The sequence below is a fragment of the Nocardia sp. CA-145437 genome (assembly GCF_050956485.1).
GTDB lineage: Bacteria > Actinomycetota > Actinomycetes > Mycobacteriales > Mycobacteriaceae > Nocardia.
In genome coordinates, this window is the sequence record NZ_CP191204.1 from 4639119 (window position 1) to 4657212 (window position 18094).

Consider the following 18094-nt stretch of genomic DNA (forward strand, 5'->3'; position numbering starts at 1 on the left):
GGTTAGGCTCCCCGCTCTATGAGCCTGACGCGCCGAGACTTCGCCCGCACCACCCTGGCCGCCGTCGCCGGCACGGTCGCCACCGGCCTGACCGGCGCGGCGGCCCAGGCGATTCCGCACGCCCGGACCGTGGCGGCGGCCCCGCAGGCGTGGATGTCGGCACTGGCCGACACCACGCCGCTGCTGCGCCTGACCATTCCCGGCACCCACGACTCCTGCGCCACCGATCCGGCCAACGGCACCGAATGGTCCCACACCCAAAACTGGTCGCTGCCCGACCAGTTCGCGCACGGCATCCGTTTTCTCGACATGCGCTGCAACGGTCTGCAGGACCACACCTCCGACTCCTTCGGCGTCTACCACAGCGGCTTCTACCAGGGCATCACCTTCGACACCGTGCTCGATCAGTGCCGGACCTTCCTGGCCCGCAATCCGAGCGAGGTCCTGATCATGCGGGTCAAGAAGGAGGACGGCACCAATAACGACGTGGGCTCGAACTTCGAGCGCATCTTCAACGGCTACCTGGACGCCAAGGGCTACCGCTCGCTGTTCTGGCTGGAGAACCGCTTCCCCGCACTGGGCGAGGCGCGCGGACGGATCGTGCTCATCGCGCAGTTCGCGAACTCCCTGGGCTGTCTGCAGTGGCCCGGCGGCGACAACGGCGTGTTCAGCACCGATCGGATCTACCTACAGGACCGGTACAAGAACAAGGGCCTGGCCGGACTGGATTCGGGCTCCTCGAACTTCGGCTCGTCGGGCGGCGACAAATTCGATTACGTCCGCGACTGTTTCGACAAGGCCGCCGCCGATCCCGCCAACACCGTCGAGTACATCAACTTCACCAGTTTCGCCGACAACGCCTGGCCCAAGGACAATGCCGCTGCCATCATGCCGAAGGTCGACGCTTACCTCACCGCGCACCGCGGCCAGGCCGCGCACTACGGCATCGTGCCGATGGACTTCCCCGACCGCTACCCGTCGGTTGTCACCCAGTTGATCGAAAAGAACTTCGCCTGACGCGATCTCGCCGGCGGTCACCACCGCGGCCACCGTGGTGGCCGTGGTGGCCGTGGTGGCGGATCTCTGATCCCGCAATCGATCTCAGCGCCGTAGCAGCGTCCAGAACATCCAGATCCCCGCACCCAGCGCGAAGGCGACGACCAGCGCCATGCCGACCAGCGGGGCGAAGGTGGCGAGGTCGGCCGGACCGCCCACGCTCGCCTGGATCAGGAATCCGGCGGCCACGGGCCCGATGAGCAGCAGCCCGATGAAGGTCAGCAGCAGGGCGGCGATAGCCAGGGTTGGCAACTTACCAGCATTCTTCATCTGTCCTCGAATCCATGTCTCGTGAGATGCATTCGAACAAGATCAACCTAACAGTTTCTGCATGTCAGAGTGGTCACCGAAACGCAAAGGTCACCTCGACCGACGTCCGGCGACAGCCGGTGCGACCCCTAGTGACACCCGAGTCCGACATTTCGATAATTTTCAGCAAATCAACCTCGCATTATCAGCGCTGCACACGCAGCGTGCGATGGAGAATAGTGCGCAATTCCCGCGCTTGGTCGGCACCCCCGGCACCGGTCAATTCCTCGGGCAGCCGGTGCAATTGCCGCAGGGTCCGGCTGGCGTGCGTCTCGGAGGCGATCGCGAGCGCGTGCCGGGCCGCCTCCAGCGCCTGATCGGCCTGACCGGTCCATGCCTGCGCCACCGCCAGCAGCGCCAGACCTCGCCCCAGATCGCGGCGATCCTCGATCTGCCACAGCGGCAGCGCTTTCAGCAGGGTCTCCACCGCCGCTTCCGGCTTGCCCAGGTGCACCCAGCTGTTCGCGGTTTCCATGCGAATGAATTCCGGTGTGCAATAGCCGGTCAGATCACGTCCCCCGCGGCGGTATCGGCGGTGGCTTCCCAGGCCTGCCCGATGGCCCGATCGGATTCGTTTCCCTCCCTTCGCAGCGCGTGCCCGTGCGCCAATTGCAGCAGCGCCAGCGTGCGCACCCGGGGCAGCTCGGCGGAATTGCGCAGCGCCGCCCGCGCCAATTCGATCGCGATCGCGGGATTGCCGGATTCGACGGCGATATTGCTCTGTCGCACCAGGGTGTAGGACCGCAATCGCTCGTCGCCGCATTCACCGGCCAGTGTGGCGGCCCGCCCGGTCCATTCGCTCGCCATCGCGAGATCGCCCGCGTCCTGGTACAGCCAACCGAGTGGCCTCGGTCCGCCATTGGGACGTTCCAGCCGCGGCAGCCGCTCGCGGCCCCGCTCACAGGGTCCGCACTGCTCGCCGGTGTTGTCGCGTGCCAGGCGGCCACCGCAGCGGATACACGACTTCGCACCTGAACTCACCCGCATCCCACCTACCTGCCGAATCCCGACGATCGAACGGATGGCGCGTACCCGAGCAACCATTCGATGCTATCGGACCATTCGCACACCCAGATCAATTGGCGCGGAATGGATTATCGGCTGTGAGTGCACAGGAATAGATCAGACGCGACCGGCGGCGGCTGTTCGCCGCACTGACAGCGGTCGCAGCCCAGCAGGTCGCCGGTCAGGCATTCACTGTGCACCCGCACCAAGGGAATTCCCGCCGCCCCGGCCGGGGGCTCCACGACGAAGGCCACGTGCTCGCCAGGATCCTCGAGGTGGTCGAACGTGACAACCTCTGCCGCACAATCGACTCCGCGGCGCAGTGCCACGGGCACCCTGGCCCGTACGGTCGCGATCGGGGTCGTCGCCCTGTCGAGCTTCAGCAAATCAGCACTCCCACGGTTGCTCGTGCCCGTCATTCTGATGCTGCACAAGACTGGAGTCACGCTATTACTCCGCAACCCTTCAGCAGCTTCACAGCAATCTAATGGTCATCGCCATTGACAACGGGTGACACGCCAGCGTCGACGCGTGACATGCGATCGGCGACAGGCCGTTACGCCGAGAAGCTATCCAGCGGCACACTCACCGGCGGATTCGCCGCCGGGCGCACGGACAGCACGTGGTCACGGTATTCGCGAGGAGTCAGACCGGTCTCGGCACGGAACACGCGATAGAAGTTTCGGTCACCGGTGAAGCCGCAGGCGACGGCGATGGCCGCGATCGTGCGGTCGGGGGCCGCGACCAGCAGTTCGCGAGCGCGCTCGGCGCGCATGCGGCGCAGCAGCATCATGGGGCCGCCGTCGATATCGGCGAAGAGCCGGAACAACTTGCGCCGCGAGAGTCCGCAGGCGACGGCGATCCGGTCGGGCGTCAGCTCCGGGTTGCCCAGGTGCGCCTTCAGGAAGGCGATCACCTGCTGGCGTAGGAGGGCGTTCGCGGCCGATTCGTCCGGCGGCCGGCCGCCGCCGAGGGCCAGTCCGGCCGCGAGCAGCCCGATGCCGGAGTTCAACATGACCGTATTGCCCAGGGCCTCGGGCGACAGGTGCACCAGCCGCCGGAAGAAGTCGATCACCAAGGCTTCGTGCCCGATCGGCTGCAACCGTCCGGCCGACGGGAATTCGTCGTCACGCAAGCCCGCGGCGCGCAGCAGCAGGTCGCGCCGGACCCGGATCATGATGCCCTCGTACCCGGTGGTGATCGCCTCCTGCGGCCGCTCGCCGTCGACCAGGACCATGGTGCCCACCGGGGAACGCAGATAGGTTCCGCCGCAACGGACGTCACAGACGCCGGCGGTGGTCAGGCAGGCCAGCACGTACGGCTCGTCGGAGGCGGCGATGTGGCGCTGGGTGCGGCGCGCGATCGTGTCCGAATTCGCCACTCGGGCGATCGATATCGGCTCCGAGCGCACGCAGGGATCGAGTACGCCGTGGAACGGTTCGTCCGAGAGCGGTTCCATCGAGCATTTCACCATCGATTCGCTCAGGATGGACGCCCAGAGATCGAACGCTTCCTGCGCGGAGGCCCCGGCGGTCGAGATGCGCTGGCCACCCACCGTCACGTCGTAGGCATTCATGGGGCAATCCTGCCAGCAACCCTCGCGCCGCCGGGCCGACCCAGCAAACGAACCGAATGGTCTTGTGCGGCTAGCGAAGTAGATTGACCAGTTGCCGGTAAGCCGCGCGTGTCGGCGGGGCCAGCCGCCTCCAGCTGACCGGACCGCCCGAGCCCAGGTGCGTGTCGTAGGGAATCTCGGCGACCGCGCGGACCACGTCGCCCAGATACTTGCGCACGTGCTCGGTGACCAGCGGCCCGTCCTTGGGGTGCTGGCGGGTGACCACGATGACCGCGTCGGCCAGGTGGTACTGGCTGTAGTTGTCATCGAGCCAGATCAGCGCCGGTTTGAGCCGGTTCACCGCATCGGGGCGGGCGGCCAGGGTGATCACCAGCGAGATGCGCGAATCGCTCAGCAACGGCGCGACCACGCGGCTGGTGACCGGCGCGCCACCGTCGTACACGGGCAGGCACCCCGCCTCGACCAGGTCGCGGTGGACCGAGGAGTAGGTCTCACGACGGGGCAGCGCTTCGGGTCCGCGCGGCAGAACGCCTACGCCCGAGCTGTTTTCGCCGCAGCTGTCGATGACCGTTGACGGCAGGCTGCGGTGCGCCATGTTCAGCCAGGACTGGACCGTGCCGGCGGCGTCGATGGTGTCGCACCCGCGCGCGGCGAGGTCACCGCCGGTGGTGGTGGCGTCCACGACCACCGGCGAGTGCTCGCCGTAGTCGTAGGCGGCCGCGCCCGCGATGCCGAGCGCGGTGGTGGTCGCGCCGGAGCCGCCGGAGCTGCCCAGCACGAGCACGGGCGGCAGGTCGGCCCACAGCAGGTAGCCGTTGCTCGGATGCATGCGCACCATGTCGGTGGGTCCTCCGGGCGGGGCCGGACGCAACAGCAGGGACAGGTCGGTGGGTGTGGAGGACAGGGCCGCGGGATGATCCGGGAAGTTTTCGGACATCGCTAGATTCCTTTGGTGCGAGCGGCAGTCGATACTGCGGAATCCGTGTGGTCACCACGTCGCGCGCAGCCGGCCCCTGCGTCTCGCCATCAACGCCCCCACCGCGTCGACGAGCTGCCCCTGCGCTTCGACATCTTTCGAAGCCTGAAGTTGATTTCCCCCCGATACCCCCTACCGCCCTGAAGTCGATCAAGAGTGCAAAAAGGTTGCTGTGCAGCCCCTTTCGATGTCGCCAGATATTACATGATCTTGTCAACAATGCATCCGGATCGATAGCCCTGCAGAATCGCTGGCACTGAATGTCAGAGGTCCGGCCGCGAACGGCCGGACCTCCGGGGTGGATGCGTGTTATCAGCCGATGTCGGCGGTGAGCGGCAGCGCGGTCACCGAGGTGCCGACGTACAGGGTGAAGGAACCGGGTTCGACGGCCCAGCCGTCGGCGGTCCAGTGCTCGAACGCGCGCCTCGGCAATTCGATGGTGGCACTGACGGATTCACCGGCGCCCGCCTCGATCACCGCGAATCCGGCGAGCCAGCGCACCGGGCGATCGACGGCGCTGCCCGCGCGCGACAGGTACGCCTGCACGACCTGACGACCGGCGCGCGCCCCGGTGTTGCGGACGGTGACGGTGGCGGTGCGGCCGGACACCGTCAGCTCGTCGAGCTCCCAGGTGGTGTAGCCGAGTCCGTGGCCGAACGGATAGGCCGGGGCCACACCGGATTTCAGCCAGGCCCGATAGCCGATGTGAATGCCCTCGGAGTACGGCAGCGCGTTGTCGGGCCCGGGCTTGGTGTCCAGCACCGGGACATCGGCCATCGTCACGGGCCACGTGGTCGGCAGACGGCCGCCGGGTTCGGCGACACCGGTCAGCACGTCGGCCAGCGCCGCACCGAATTCCTGGCCGGGGAACCAGGTGAGCAGGACCGCGGCGACATCGTCGCGCCACGGCATCTCCACGGGGGAACCGGAATTCACCACCACGACGGTGCGCGGGTTGGCCGCGGCGACGGCGGCGACCAGGTCGTCCTGACGGCCGGGCAGGCGCAGCGTGGTGCGGTCGAAGCCCTCGGATTCGATCTGCTCGGTGGTGCCGACCACGACCACGGCCACGTCGCTGGTGCGGGCCAGATCGAGGGCGGCGGCGAACTCGTCGTCGTCGGAGCGGCGCGGACGGCCGACCGCGCAGGTGATGCCCATGGCGGGGAAACCGCCGCCGGGCGCCATGCGCACCAGGATCTCGACCTCTTGCCCCTCGGCGAGGGTGCGGGTCACGAAGCGCTGCGGCGGATTCAGCAGCATCTCCACCGGATCGGCGCCGTCGGGCAGCACGGTCTCCTCGAGCGCCTGCTCGCCGTCCAGCGCCAGGGTCAGCGCGCCCACGCCCGCGAAACCGATGCGCCACTCCCCCGCGACGTCGGCGCGTAGCCGCCCGCGCAGCTCGATGACCGTGGCCCGCACCGCATTCGGGTTCCCGAACAGCATGAGGTTGCCTGCGGCGCGGTGTTCGGTGTCGAGCACGGTGTCCTCGCCGAGGTACCGCAGCGACAGCCCGGGCTCGCCCGTCTCGGGATCGGTGACCAGGTCCAACGGGATCGGAATCATGTTCTCGCTCAGGTGGACGCCGGGGGTGTACACCACCGGCAGCACCTCGGAGAGCCCCTGCAGCGGCGAGGTGGTGTGCGCCGGGATCACGGTCGCGCTGCCGCCGCCCATGAACCGCGGTTCGGCGGCGGCGGAGCCGAGCAGCGCCACCCGGGCGGGCGCGCGCAGCGGCAGGGTGCCGTCATTGCTCGCCAGCACCATGGCCAGCGCGGCGGCCTCGCGCACCAGCTGCCGGGACTGCTCGTCGGTGAATGCCGGGACGGGCGTGGGGGTTCCGTTCAGCGCGCCGACCCGTTCGGCGAAGCGCAGGATGCGCCGCACCTTGTCGTCGATCGCGGATTCGGGGACCCGGCCGTCGCGCACGGCCTGTTCCAGCGGCGCGCCCCACAGCTCCCACGGGCCGGGCATGGCCAGATCGTTGCCCTTGGCCGCGCCGAGGGTCGAGCGGACGGCGGTCCAGTCCGAGACCACCACGCCGTCGAAACCCCACTCGCCCTTCAAGGGTTCGTCGAGCAGGTCGTTCTCGGTCATGGTGGTGCCGTTGACGGAGTTGTAGGCCGCCATCACCATCCACGCGCCCGCCTCCACGGACCGCTCGAACGGGTACAGGTACAGCTCGCGCAGGGTGCGCTCGTCGGCGATGACGTCGGCGGTGAAGCGCTCGGTCTCGGAGTCGTTGGCGACGTAGTGCTTGGGGCACGCGCTCACCCCGTGCGCCTGCACCGCGCGCACGTAGGCGTCGGCCATCTCGGCGGTCAGCATCGGATCCTCGGAGAAGCATTCGAAATGCCGTCCGCCGAGCGGGGATCGGTGCAGGTTGATGGTCGGGCCGAGCACCGCGTACACGTCCTTGCGGCGTGCCTCGGCGGCGATGAGCGCGCCGATGTCGGTGAGCAGGTCGCGGTCCCAGGTGGCGGCCAGGGCGGTGCCGGAGGGCAGGCTCACCGACGGGTCGCGCTCGTCCCATTGCTCGCCGCGCACGCCGGACGGGCCGTCGGAGACCGGCATGTCGGCCAGGCCGATGCTCTCGTCACCGGCGAAGCGGAAGAAGTTCGCGCCCGAGACGAGCCGGATCTTGGCGGGCAGATCCAGTTTCGCGAGCAGGTCGTCGACGGCGTCGGTCATGCTCGTTCCTTCCAGAAGGTCACCAGGTCCGCGCAGACCCGGTCTGGGACGTCCTCGTTGGGCACGTGGCCGGAGCCGGGGTAGACGGCGGTCCGCGCGCCCAGTTGGGCGGCGAAGCGCTCGTGCACCTCGGGGGCCCACAGGTCATCGGTGTCGCCGTAGGCCACCAGCAGCGGCACGCCCGAATCCCGCAGCACCGCGGGATCTTTCACCGGCGGCTCGGCCATGCAGGTGAGGATGCCGACGATATTGGCCTGCTTCGTGCGCAGGATCCGCTCGCGCAGGAACTCCTGGCGCTGCGGCGAGGGCTGCTGGTCGGCCTGCGCCATGACCGCGCTCATCTGCTGCCAGATCACCTCCTGCCCGCCGGCTTCCACCAGCTGCGCGATCAGCAGCGGCGGCGGGAAGTTGATGTCCTCCACCGAGGATGGGCCCGAGGCGAGCAGGGTGAAGGTGCGGAACCGTTCGGGGCGCTCGATCACCGCGACGCGGGAGACGTAGCCGCCGAAGGAGTGCCCGACCAGATGGATGGGCTCGTCCGGCGAGATCTGGTCGACCACGCCCTGGAGGTCGCCGACGAAATCGGCCAGGGCGTAGCCCGAGACCTCGTCGGGGCCCTCGGACTCCCACTGCCCGCGCTGGTCATAGGCGACGGCCCGATAGCCGGCGTCCGCCAGCAACGGCAGCATCTCCTCGAAGTCCTCCTTCGAGCCGGTGAAGCCCGGCACCAGCAGCGCGGTGCCGCGGTATTCGGTCCCGGCGGGCGGCGCGGCTTCCCAGGCGGCCAGTTTTCCAGCGGCTCCCCGCAGTGTGAACGGCGTGATCAGGGCCTGACTCATCCGGCGATCCCTTCCCTCGTACTGCCTTGTACGGCTGGCCCCGAGTGTGCCAGCGGATACCGCGTTTACCGAGTGACCATTAGGTAACGTTATGCTTTTGTGACCATAGTCAGGTTTTGCCTGATCAACACGCTTGACTAGTGTCCCACCACATGACGCCCCACCCCCGACGCCGCGGCCGGGGCGACGACCGCCGCGAGCAGATCATCGACGTGGCCCTGAAGGCCTTCGCCGACAACGGCTATCGCAGCACCTCCATCGCCGAGATCGCCGAACGCTGCGGCCTGTCCCAGCCCGGGGTCCTGCACTACTTCCCCAACAAGGCGGCGCTGCTGTCCGCGGTCCTCGATTACCGCGACCGCCTCGACTACGACCGGCTGGGCTTCGATCAGCAGCTGCGCGGCAAGGACGCCCTCGTGCGCCTCGCGCAGCTGGTGGATCACAACACGCACGTGCCGGGCCTGGTTCGGCTGTTCACGGTTCTCACCAGCGAGGCCGTCACCGTCGATCATCCCGCGCACGGGTGGGCCCAGAACCGCTACCGGCGACTCCAGGACTATCTGGGCGCGGCGCTGGAGGCAGGGCAGGCCGACGGCAGCGTGCGCGCCGACATCGACCCCGCGGCGGTCGCCCGGCAGGTCTTCGCCATGATGGACGGCCTGCAACTGCAATGGCTGGTCGACCCGGACCGGGTCGACATGGCCACGCTCTTCCGCGCCTACATCGACGAGCTCATCGCCTGGATCTCATAGGGGCGCAGACAAATCCGACATAGGTGCCGGAAGCGGCGAATCAGGCTAGGCCGAGTCCGCCGCGTACTGGTACTTGCCGCGGTCCAACTTGCGGACATTGCTGTTGTCACGCTGCGCCATTCGGCCCAGCGCCACCGCGACGTGATGCCGGGCGCTGATCGGCAGCTCCACGCCGCGACCCTGCAATGCCGCGATCACCTCGGCGGGGGTCCAGGTCTGCTCGGGATGCTCGGCAAGGAAATCGGCGACCACCCGCGGCAGCGAGCGGTTCTGTTCCGGCGCGGGCGCGCCCGGTTCGGACGGCGGAGCGTCCTGGTACTGCTCGTCGCGGGCCGTGTCCAGCCAGTTGGCGACGGTCAGCAGTTTCGAGCAGGCCGCACGCAACTCCGCACCCGGCGAACGGATGTCGCCGAGGTTGTACATCGCCTGGTAATAGCGACCGATGTTGGTGAGCATCTCGATGACCTGCTGCTCGGTGTCGGCGACGATGGCTTCGCTGCTGCGACCCGATTGCGCGGCCGCCGCCACTGCTCCCACGTCCACGTCCGGCGTTCCCCTTTGCTGTTGACCGGTTGCTTCCAGTACCCGGTGGATGCAAGACAGCCCAGACAGTAGCCGGGGCCGCCCACCGAATTGTGAAAGACTACAAGGTCATTGCCACGTCCGGCGACCCAACGGCAGGACCATGATCGAAAAGCCCGACTCGCGCGAGCACGACACGCCGAACGTTTCGGAGCGGACGCCTATCGCGATATCACCTCCGTGGGAGGCACGCTCGAACCCGGTGAGAACTTCGCCGGCTACCAGATCTTGCGAAAGCTGGGGGCCGGCGGAATGGGCGCGGTCTATCAAGCCCGAGACCGCGACCTGCCACGATTCGTGGCCCTGAAACTGCTGACCCTGCCCGGCGGCGAACGCGAACACCGGGCCCGGTTCCAGCGCGAGGCCGATACGGTTGCGCGCCTGCAGCATCCGAACATCGTCACCGTCTACGCGCGCGGCGAGGAAGACAACCGGCTGTGGATCTCCATGACCTTCGTCGACGGCAGCGACGTGGCGCGGGCACTGCGCGAGGGACCCATGCATCCGGCGCGGGCCGTGCGCATCATCGCCGAGACCGCGGCGGCCCTCGACCACGCCCACGACACCGGCATCCTGCACCGCGACGTGAAACCGGCCAATATCCTGCTCGCGGACGGGCGTCCGGAACGGGCCGTGCTCACCGACTTCGGCATCGCCAAATCCCTCGACGAGAGCCGACAGCTCACCCAGAACGGGGAGATCCTGGCCAGCTTCCAGTACGCGGCCCCGGAACGGCTCACCCGGCCCGGGGAAGCCGATCGGCGCGCCGACGTGTACTCGCTGGGGTGCACGCTGTTCCACATGCTGACCGGAGAGGCGCCCTACCCCGGGCAGAACGTCGGGCAGATCATCTACGGGCACGCCTACGAGCCGGTGCCGATGCCCTCGGACCGGAACCCCACGCTGCCACGGGGTTTCGACGAGCTCATCGCCCGCGCCATGGCCAAGGACCCGGAACGGCGCTTCGACACCTGCACGCATCTCGCCTGGGCGGCCTCGCGAATCCTGCGCCGGCCGGGGACGCAGCGGACCGCCCCGGCGGGGACGGTGCACGTCAGCGGGCCCAGATCCGGTGCGAGACAACCCGAGCGCAATGCCGCCACCATGCCTCCGGCGCCGCTGCCGATTCCGATCCGGCCCGGCAACGGTCCCGCCACCACGCGGCCGGAGCCGGAACCCACTCGGCTGAACGGCGGTCCGGGACCCGCTCGAGTGAACAGCGGACCGGCTCCGGCTCGCCTCAACAGTGGGCCCGCGCCCACTCGGCTGAACACCGGGCCCGCACCTGGCCGGGTGAACACCGGGCCCGACCAGGCGCGCTCGAGTACGGGACCCGCACCGACCCGGCTGATGACCGGACCCGCACCCATGCGCGAGACCACCGGGCCCGCACCCGGTTCGAGCAGCACCGGGCCCGCGCCGACCCGCTTCGTGACCGGGCCCATGCCGTCCGATGTGAGCGGGCGTCATGATGTTCCCGGTATCGGCACTCGCACCGGGTCCGGCCCGGGTCCCGGGACAGGCACGGGCGCAAGCGTTCCCGGCAAGCGCCGCGGCCCCGGCCGGATCCTGCTGGCCGTGGCCCTGGTGGTCACCATCGCGGTCCTCGGGTACCTGCTGGTGCGCGCGGGCGACGGTCGTCCCGGACCGAGCAACGCGGCGGCCTCGAACACGCCCACCATCACGGCGACGACCACCGGGGCGGTCACGACCGAACCGTCCACCACCACAGAGGTTCCGCAGGTCACGACCGCGCCCTACACGCAGCCGACCACGGCGGCCCCGTACACGCCGCCTCCGGTCACATCCCAGCAGCCGAAAACCGTTCCGGTGCCGGATGTCGTCGGGTCCGCGATCGCGCAGGCCAAGGCGCGCTTGGAGAAGGACGGGTTCGTCGTCGAACAGGTTCAGCGCGAGGACAAGAGCGCGAAAGGCACTGTCCTGGAAACCTCCCCGGCCGCCGGGACCGCGAAGCCGGTCGGCTCGACCGTCAAGGTGACCGTGTCCTCCGGGCCCTCGACCACCACGACCATCACCGTGCCCACTCTGATCGGTCTCTCCCCCGCCGCCGTCACCTCCGCGCTCCAGGCTCTCGGCTGGCACGGCAGCGTCGCGAAATCCACCGGGACGACCAACGATTCCACCAAGGACGGCAAGGTGATCGCGCAGAACCCGGCAGCCGGAGCCTCGGCGACCCCGGACCAGGCGATCACCATCACCGTCGGCGCCTACACCCTCACCTCCACCAGTCCGGTCAGCTCGACGACCCCGGCCGCCGGCTGAACCTCTGGCCGGTGCTCGCCCTGTCCATCATTCGCCGCTCACGTCGGTGACCGATCCGCGTACGGGCGGCTACCAGATGTTCCAGCTGGTTCGCGCGCGCATCGACTCGATCTCCTTGGCGATCGTCTCGAGCCGGGGTACCAGTCCCTGGAAATACCGCCGCGCATCACAACTCTCACCGCACCCCTGATGCACGGTCAAACCCCGCTGCGCCGCTTGCAAATTCATGACGGGATAGTCGGGCGCGTCGTGCGAAATCACCCTCACGACCGCACCCCCATCCCCCGCGCAGCCGCATTGATCACGGCAATTGCCTGACGTTTCCTGGCGCACACTGACATCGAGCACCCCTCGTGTACCCGCAACACGTCCCGCGCGTACGCGCTCGTCATGATGGTCACCGCTTCATGGCCCTCGATCGGTATGCGGAACATGCTCGACTCCGATTGTCGGCGTGGATGTTTGAGTTCCCCGTCGTTGGGGTGCGTCAAGTAGACCACTTATCGAATCGCGGGTGGAAAGTTTCCGACGCGGCGGTGGTCCGTAATTCTCTCCATTCCAAAACAGCGCACCATCGATAGTGAGGCTTCGGGAATGACCCGTTCGACCGTCAGATCACGTGCCCCACATCGGTTTTCACCAGTCGATCCAGGGCGCGCTCGGCGAGGGCGGCGATCGTCATCGACGGATTACAGGCCGCGGTATTGCCGGGCATGAGGGCGCCGTCGAGGACATAGAGGCCGGACTGGCCGAGGACCCGGCCGTCCAGGTCGCAGACCGCGCCCATACTCGCGCCGCCGAGAGGGTGCCACGTGGAGGGGAACGCGAGGTTGGTGTCGAGCAGGGTGCTCGACGGGTCGGCGATGCGCTGGACGGCGGGGCCGATGTGGTTGTTCTGGATGGTGGCGTCGCCGTCGGCGGGCCAGTGCAGGGTCGCGGCGTCGGCGGCGGAGTCGTAGCGGAATTCGCCCCGGCCGGCGCTGACGCCGTAGCCGACCATCATGGTGCTGTGCGCGTCCACCGACAACGGCGGGATGGAGGCCTGGATGACGGTGTGCGCGCCGTCCGGGTCGTCCCAGTTCAGGCTGCCGTAGACGACGGGGCCGCCCTGCGCGAGGCCGAATTCCTCGGTGGGGGCGGTCCAGACGTAGATGCGGTCGGCATTGGTGCCCCAGCCGCGGCCGAGCTGGTCGGGCAGATCGGGGATCTGCCCCTTGGCGGCCGCGCGCACCAGCAGGCGGGTCGTATTGAGGCTGCCCGCCGACAACACCAGGGCATCGGTGGTGAGGATCTTGTTCTCCAGCACCGTGCCGGCGGTGTCGGTACGGTTCACGTGCACGGTCCAGCGGCCGTCGGGCGCGCGCTCGATATCGGTGACCTCGTGCAGGGTTCGCACGGTGACCCGGCCGGTGGCCTCGGCGGCGGCCACGTAGGTGACGTCGACGGTGTGCTTGCCGCCATTGTTGACGCCGAGTGAACCGGCCCCGTTGGTGTAGGAGGCTGCCATCTCGCCGCGCAGTTCGGCGAGCGCGTAATTCCAGTCGATGGGCATGGGGATCTTCGACACGGGCAGCCCCGCATCGCGGGCGTGCTCGGCGAAAACCCGGGCCGCCTTGTAGTTCGGCGTCTCGACGAGTTCGTCGGGTGCGACGGCCAAGCCCAGCATGCGTGCGACACGGGGGTAGTGGACGGTGTCGAGCTCCGCCCAGTCCAGCCCACCGGGGAAATGAGTACTGAACACCGCCTCGGTCGGCTGCAACGACATGCCCTGGTACACCAGCGATCCGCCGCCCAGTCCGGCCGCGCACAAGGCCGTCATGTTCTCGCCGGGCACCGCCTCCACCAAACCGGTGTACTTGTCGAAAGCGACCGGCCTGCCGAACAATTCGGGACTCGACCGATGCCACAGCATCCGCTTGTCCGGTGCGGTGGCATTGGGGAACGTGGTGGCGTTCGGACCGGTCGGCCACCGCATACCGCGCTCCAGCAGCAGCACCGGCACCCCGGCCTCGGCCAGGCGCAGCGCGGTCACCCCGCCGCCGAACCCCGAGCCGATGACGATGACCCGATGCTCCTCCCGGGTGAGCTCGACCCGGTTGATCCGGGCGGCGATGCCCGCGCGGGCGGCGGGTGCGCTCGCGAGCAGGGCGGCGGTGGCGGCGACTCCGGACAGCAGGGAGCGACGCGAGATTTCAGACATGGGACACCTAGGTGATCGGCGAGAAGGGAACGGCGGCGGGAATTCTCAGGCGAAGGCGCAACCCGAGAGCGGTGTGCCGTTGAGCCGGTCCATCAGATAGCCGATCGCATTGTTGGTGCCGAAACCGTCGATCAATTCCGGTCCGAAGTGATTGGGAATCGTCGCACCCGACAGGATGGGCGGCAATTCGTTGGTGCGGAAGCTGACCGTCGCACCCGCGGCGCACCAATCGCTCGCCAACTGCTTGGCCTGACCGTAGGGGACGGTGTCGTCATTGACGCCGCTGGTGATCAGCACCGGGGCGGCCGGGGTCAGCGATCCGATCCGCTGCTGCCGCAGAATGTCCTGGATCGACGGGATTTCGCGCATGTGGTCGACGAGCGGCCGCTGATCGACGGTGAAGGCGTTGGTGCGCAGGAACGGATGCAGCGCGATCACATCGCCGATGCACGCGTTCGACAGTTCATCGAGCAGACCCTGCCCGGCGGGCGTCACCCGAGAATTGAATTCGGGTCGTAGGTCCGGGTACCGGTCCAGGAAGCCGTTGAGCGCGAACCCGACCGCGCCACCGATCAGACTGCCCTCGATCCGGTCCAGGATCGCCGACAGATCCGCGGTCGGCGCGCCCGCCCAGGCGCCCTTCAGGTTCAGTTCCGGCGCGTAGCTCGGCTGCATCTCGGCGGCGGCCGCGCTCGCTCCGCCGCCCTGCGAGTACCCCCAGAACGCGAGCGGCGTGTCCGCCCCGGTGCCCGCGAGCCGGTTCGCGGCGCGGGCGGCATCGAGCACGGCGTGCGCCTCCTCGATCCGGTTCGCGTAGGTGTGGATGCCGGGCGTGCCCATCCCGATGTAGTCGGTGACGAAGACCCGCGCGCCGAGCGCGTTCCAGGCGAACGCGGCCAGCACCTCCTGGTTCGCCGAGAAGGTCGGCGGGGTCAGGCTCGCGTACATGCCGGTCGGGAAGGCCAGCGACAGCGCGCACTGGTCACCCTGTCCGACCGTGCCCGGCGCGATCAGCACCGTCGGGCGCGGGCCCTGCCCCTGCCACGGGCGGCTGGAATCGATGAACGTGCCGGTCACGGCGACGGGCGTGTCGTTCTGGGTGCGGGAGGTGTACATGACCCGCTGCGCCGCCAGCGGCCAGGTCCCGTCGGCGGCGGGCAGCGCGGGCAGCACCGACATGCCCTCGGTCTTGATCACCGCGCCGGGAGCCGAATCGAATTGCTGTGGCGGGTAATAGAAGTCGCTCACTGGTTCGGCCGCGGCGGGCGTCACCGCGGCGCAACCGGCCACGACCGAGAGGGCCGCGACGGCGACTTTGACGTAGCTGATCGGCCGCCGGGCAGCCGGGACGGGCGAGTACTGCTGACGAGGCATAGTGCTCTTTCTCCACGGAAGTCACACCCCGAGTAACCGGGTTACTCGAGTAACGGCGTTACTGTAGCGGCATGGCCAAGGAGACGGAAGAGGTAATACGGGCACGAATCCTCCTCGAGGTACGCACCCTCCTGGAGTCCGAAGGCCACGACGCCGTCCAGCTCCGCGAGGTGGCCCGTCGCGCCCGCGTCTCCCTCACCACCATCTACAAGTTCTTCCCCACCCGCGATGACCTGCTGGTTTCCGCCATCGAAGCCTGGATGGAAGACAACACCTACCTCCCGATGGAACCCCCACCCCCCGGCGAACCCCTCCGCGACGGCCTGCTCCGGGTGATGCGCCACGTCTTCGACCCGTGGGAACGCCACCCCACCATGCTCACCGCCTACCACCGCGCCCGCACCGGCCCCGCCCGCCACCGCCTCGACAATCACGGCCTCGACGCCGTCTTCCCCATCGCCGCCGCCGTCCTCGCCGGCGCCACCCCCCGCTACCTCGAGGACATCGCCGTCATCCTCGCCAACCTCACCTCATCCCTCCTCGCCCAATGCGCCGACGGCACCCTCCAGGTCCCCGAAGTCCTCCCCATCCTCGAACGAGCCATCCACCGCCTCACCACCAACAACGAACCCGAAGCTGCCGAAGCCCTCACCCGCCGCGAAGCCACCACCCCCTACCCCCTCTCCCCCGACGTAGCCGCCCCCTTCGTCCGCACCCCCACGGATTCCCCTGCGCCAGAACAACCCTGAGCCCACCCCACCCCTCCCCCCGCAACCCCCAGCAACCCCACCCACACGCCGATAACCAGCCGATTTGGATGTTCAGGGGGGTAGTGAGGTAATCTCGTCGAGCACGAGCGAGAGCAAATGCAACGGGCTGTGGCGCAGCTTGGTAGCGCACCTGACTGGGGGTCAGGTGGTCGCAGGTTCAAATCCTGTCAGCCCGACGTAAGAAGATCCCCTCCGACCTCGGTCGGAGGGGATCTTCCGTTATTCAATCACCCGCAGATTTGGGGCCACTCGGTTCCGCACGCGGATAATCCGGTCCCATGAGGGCCAGTAGCTCGGATATCTGGGACCCCCGTGCGCCAGGTAGCGTGCCAACAGCTCGCTGTCGCCTTGCAGAGCCCTGATGTTCGGATGCAGATATCGCTGGGCTATCCGAGGATCGGTGTGCCCGGCGATTCGTTGAAGCCGATGCAGCGGCACTCCGGCATCCGCGAACCAGGTCAGCCCGGTGTGCCTCAGATCGTGCCGCCGGAGAGGCTCGAACCCCAACCGCGCCACCACATCATCCCAATGTGTGGCATCGCGCAGCCGCGGCGTCGACGCCTCCACCCTGCGGCGGTGGCGGCGCGGCCAGCCATTGGAGGGACCGGGTTTCATCCAGATCTCCGAACGCGTCGCGAAGTACCCCGAGCACGATCTCGAGGTGTATCTAGCCGCCCGCCATATCGTTCCGTCCACGGAGTAGCCGATCTCACCGTGAGGCTCGCATCCGCTGGCCTGATCCGCATACCCACGCACGGCTGTCGAAATCGGAAGTGTTCGAAACCGAAGCCCAAGCCCAAGCCCAGAATTGGATCGACAGGCTCAAACGGCTCGCCGCACGCGATATCGACCCAGTGCTCGCGTGCACGAGCCTGCAGCAGTACGGGACCGACAACATGGACCTCGCACTGGCCGGAATCGAAGGAAAAACCAAGGATCCCTACCTGTCCGGCTGGCGCAAACGCGTCGTACCGACATTGGGACACCTGCCGCCACCGATCATCACCAGCGGCATGATCGACCGCGCTGTCGTGCAATGGATCGTTCGGGCACGGTTCCCGCTGCCCGCACCCGTCGGGGAGCGGGAACCGATCAGAGTCCTAGCGCGCCGGGAGCTACGCGCTACCGGTACCCGCGCAGTTGCCCGGCTTCGCGGGTACGCTCGTCGTACCGTCCGCGAGCGGCACCACGTTGACGACAATGGTCTTTCGGCTGCCCTCGTAGGTGGCGGTGAGAGTGTGCTCACCGACAACACTCGGGGTCCAGTCCACGGACGCGAGACTCGAGTACGACGGCTTGGCCGAACCGACACAGACCCCGTTGTCCTCGAACACCACACCGCCGGGAACGAAAGGCAACATCGCCACCGATCCCATGGCGCCGCCGGTAGCCGTCGCGCTCAAAGCGTAGGTTCCGCCGACGAAGAGGGTTCCGTTGCTGAACCCGATTCCCAGGTCGATCACCTCGGCCGCCGAGGCCGGCGCGGCACTCAAAGCCACAGCCGCACCCGATGCCACCAAACACTGTGCGCCCCAGCCAATTCTACGGCCCAGCATGCTTCCTCCACTCACGTAGCCACTCCATCCTTCACCCGGAAACCCCGGTCAACGAACACTATCGTTCGCAAGTGACTCGGTGATACCGCCGCTGCGCCCTGAGTTAAGGGGGCACGCACACCGAACCG

General features: G+C 68.2%; 19 protein-coding genes and 1 tRNA gene. 6 read left to right on the plus strand and 14 right to left on the minus strand.

Going from position 1 to position 18094, the window contains the following annotated elements; translation table 11 throughout:
- The first annotated feature begins 18 nt into the window (after positions 1-18).
- Positions 19-1017 carry a phosphatidylinositol-specific phospholipase C gene (locus ACQPYY_RS21595; RefSeq protein ID WP_433590762.1) on the plus strand — a complete coding sequence of 333 codons (999 nt, stop codon included), beginning with the start codon at positions 19-21 and terminating at the stop codon, positions 1015-1017.
- Between the two features lie 84 nt (positions 1018-1101).
- Here the strand turns inward: ACQPYY_RS21595 and ACQPYY_RS21600 are convergent, their stop codons facing one another.
- From ACQPYY_RS21600 to ACQPYY_RS21635, 8 genes are all read right to left on the minus strand, one after another.
- Entirely contained in the window at positions 1102-1308 is a 207-nt protein-coding gene (locus ACQPYY_RS21600) for a hypothetical protein (RefSeq protein WP_379104590.1), read from the minus strand.
- Positions 1309-1510: 202 nt separating this feature from the next.
- The gene (locus ACQPYY_RS21605) at positions 1511-1840 is read right to left on the minus strand and encodes a hypothetical protein (protein ID WP_433590763.1); all 330 of its coding nucleotides are present in this window, start codon (positions 1838-1840) and stop codon (positions 1511-1513) included.
- A gap of 29 nt (positions 1841-1869) precedes the next feature.
- Complete coding sequence (locus ACQPYY_RS21610) at positions 1870-2346, minus strand: hypothetical protein (RefSeq protein WP_433590764.1); 477 nt, start codon at positions 2344-2346, stop codon at positions 1870-1872.
- Positions 2347-2459: 113 nt separating this feature from the next.
- Positions 2460-2789 (minus strand): hypothetical protein, encoded by a 330-nt coding sequence (locus ACQPYY_RS21615; RefSeq protein ID WP_433590765.1) that lies wholly within the window; start codon positions 2787-2789, stop codon positions 2460-2462.
- A gap of 137 nt (positions 2790-2926) precedes the next feature.
- Entirely contained in the window at positions 2927-3946 is a 1020-nt protein-coding gene (locus ACQPYY_RS21620) for a helix-turn-helix domain-containing protein (RefSeq protein ID WP_433590766.1), read from the minus strand.
- A gap of 70 nt (positions 3947-4016) precedes the next feature.
- Entirely contained in the window at positions 4017-4883 is an 867-nt protein-coding gene (locus ACQPYY_RS21625) for a MinD/ParA family ATP-binding protein (RefSeq protein ID WP_379104597.1), read from the minus strand.
- 351 nt (positions 4884-5234) lie between these two features.
- Positions 5235-7610 carry a beta-glucosidase family protein gene (locus tag ACQPYY_RS21630; RefSeq protein ID WP_433590767.1) on the minus strand — a complete coding sequence of 792 codons (2376 nt, stop codon included), beginning with the start codon at positions 7608-7610 and terminating at the stop codon, positions 5235-5237.
- Positions 7607-8449: an alpha/beta fold hydrolase gene (locus tag ACQPYY_RS21635; protein WP_433590768.1), complete on the minus strand. Its 843-nt coding sequence runs from the start codon at positions 8447-8449 to the stop codon at positions 7607-7609. The genes ACQPYY_RS21630 and ACQPYY_RS21635 overlap by 4 nt, the downstream gene beginning before the upstream one ends.
- A 152-nt stretch (positions 8450-8601) precedes the next feature.
- On the opposite strand from ACQPYY_RS21635, the gene ACQPYY_RS21640 reads away from it, so the two are divergent.
- The gene (locus tag ACQPYY_RS21640; protein ID WP_379104603.1) at positions 8602-9201 is read left to right on the plus strand and encodes a TetR/AcrR family transcriptional regulator; all 600 of its coding nucleotides are present in this window, start codon (positions 8602-8604) and stop codon (positions 9199-9201) included.
- Positions 9202-9246: 45 nt separating this feature from the next.
- On the opposite strand, the gene ACQPYY_RS21645 is transcribed toward ACQPYY_RS21640, so the two are convergent.
- Positions 9247-9744 carry a hypothetical protein gene (locus ACQPYY_RS21645; RefSeq protein WP_379104605.1) on the minus strand — a complete coding sequence of 166 codons (498 nt, stop codon included), beginning with the start codon at positions 9742-9744 and terminating at the stop codon, positions 9247-9249.
- 219 nt (positions 9745-9963) lie between these two features.
- Here ACQPYY_RS21645 and ACQPYY_RS21650 point away from each other — a divergent pair, with 219 nt between their 5' ends.
- Positions 9964-12066: a protein kinase domain-containing protein gene (locus ACQPYY_RS21650; protein WP_433590769.1), complete on the plus strand. Its 2103-nt coding sequence runs from the start codon at positions 9964-9966 to the stop codon at positions 12064-12066.
- 69 nt (positions 12067-12135) lie between these two features.
- Here the strand turns inward: ACQPYY_RS21650 and ACQPYY_RS21655 are convergent, their stop codons facing one another.
- The 3 genes from ACQPYY_RS21655 to ACQPYY_RS21665 form a co-directional block, all read right to left on the minus strand.
- Positions 12136-12294 (minus strand): hypothetical protein, encoded by a 159-nt coding sequence (locus tag ACQPYY_RS21655; RefSeq protein WP_433590770.1) that lies wholly within the window; start codon positions 12292-12294, stop codon positions 12136-12138.
- A 382-nt stretch (positions 12295-12676) separates the two neighbouring features.
- Complete coding sequence (locus ACQPYY_RS21660; RefSeq protein WP_433590771.1) at positions 12677-14266, minus strand: GMC oxidoreductase; 1590 nt, start codon at positions 14264-14266, stop codon at positions 12677-12679.
- Between the two features lie 45 nt (positions 14267-14311).
- Positions 14312-15640, minus strand: a complete 1329-nt coding sequence (locus ACQPYY_RS21665; RefSeq protein WP_433590772.1) for a lipase family protein — start codon at positions 15638-15640, stop codon at positions 14312-14314.
- Between the two features lie 71 nt (positions 15641-15711).
- Here ACQPYY_RS21665 and ACQPYY_RS21670 point away from each other — a divergent pair, with 71 nt between their 5' ends.
- Entirely contained in the window at positions 15712-16389 is a 678-nt protein-coding gene (locus ACQPYY_RS21670) for a TetR family transcriptional regulator (protein WP_379104617.1), read from the plus strand.
- A 123-nt stretch (positions 16390-16512) separates the two neighbouring features.
- Positions 16513-16586 (plus strand) — tRNA-Pro (locus ACQPYY_RS21675).
- Positions 16587-16629: 43 nt separating this feature from the next.
- Here ACQPYY_RS21675 and ACQPYY_RS21680 read toward each other — a convergent pair.
- Positions 16630-17025: a tyrosine-type recombinase/integrase gene (locus tag ACQPYY_RS21680; RefSeq protein ID WP_433590773.1), complete on the minus strand. Its 396-nt coding sequence runs from the start codon at positions 17023-17025 to the stop codon at positions 16630-16632.
- Between ACQPYY_RS21680 and ACQPYY_RS21685 the strand changes: the two genes are divergently transcribed.
- A complete protein-coding gene (locus tag ACQPYY_RS21685) occupies positions 16943-17113 on the plus strand; it encodes a hypothetical protein (protein WP_433594808.1) in 171 nt (56 codons plus the stop codon). The two genes, ACQPYY_RS21680 and ACQPYY_RS21685, sit on opposite strands and share 83 nt — an antisense overlap.
- A 412-nt stretch (positions 17114-17525) precedes the next feature.
- On the opposite strand, the gene ACQPYY_RS21690 is transcribed toward ACQPYY_RS21685, so the two are convergent.
- Complete coding sequence (locus ACQPYY_RS21690; protein WP_433590774.1) at positions 17526-17909, minus strand: hypothetical protein; 384 nt, start codon at positions 17907-17909, stop codon at positions 17526-17528.
- Positions 17910-18094 lie beyond the last annotated feature (185 nt).

Coding starts and splice junctions, on each gene's coding strand:
- ACQPYY_RS21605 (WP_433590763.1), bottom strand. CDS start 1,840: ATGGAAACCGCGAACAGCTGGGTGCACCTGGGCAAGCCGGAAGCGGCG.
- ACQPYY_RS21680 (WP_433590773.1), bottom strand. CDS start 17,025: ATGAAACCCGGTCCCTCCAATGGCTGGCCGCGCCGCCACCGCCGCAGG.
- ACQPYY_RS21620 (WP_433590766.1), bottom strand. CDS start 3,946: ATGAATGCCTACGACGTGACGGTGGGTGGCCAGCGCATCTCGACCGCC.
- ACQPYY_RS21640 (WP_379104603.1), top strand. CDS start 8,602: ATGACGCCCCACCCCCGACGCCGCGGCCGGGGCGACGACCGCCGCGAG.
- ACQPYY_RS21635 (WP_433590768.1), bottom strand. CDS start 8,449: ATGAGTCAGGCCCTGATCACGCCGTTCACACTGCGGGGAGCCGCTGGA.
- ACQPYY_RS21625 (WP_379104597.1), bottom strand. CDS start 4,883: ATGTCCGAAAACTTCCCGGATCATCCCGCGGCCCTGTCCTCCACACCC.
- ACQPYY_RS21655 (WP_433590770.1), bottom strand. CDS start 12,294: ATGAATTTGCAAGCGGCGCAGCGGGGTTTGACCGTGCATCAGGGGTGC.
- ACQPYY_RS21630 (WP_433590767.1), bottom strand. CDS start 7,610: ATGACCGACGCCGTCGACGACCTGCTCGCGAAACTGGATCTGCCCGCC.
- ACQPYY_RS21665 (WP_433590772.1), bottom strand. CDS start 15,640: ATGCCTCGTCAGCAGTACTCGCCCGTCCCGGCTGCCCGGCGGCCGATC.
- ACQPYY_RS21660 (WP_433590771.1), bottom strand. CDS start 14,266: ATGTCTGAAATCTCGCGTCGCTCCCTGCTGTCCGGAGTCGCCGCCACC.
- ACQPYY_RS21615 (WP_433590765.1), bottom strand. CDS start 2,789: ATGACGGGCACGAGCAACCGTGGGAGTGCTGATTTGCTGAAGCTCGAC.
- ACQPYY_RS21595 (WP_433590762.1), top strand. CDS start 19: ATGAGCCTGACGCGCCGAGACTTCGCCCGCACCACCCTGGCCGCCGTC.
- ACQPYY_RS21670 (WP_379104617.1), top strand. CDS start 15,712: ATGGCCAAGGAGACGGAAGAGGTAATACGGGCACGAATCCTCCTCGAG.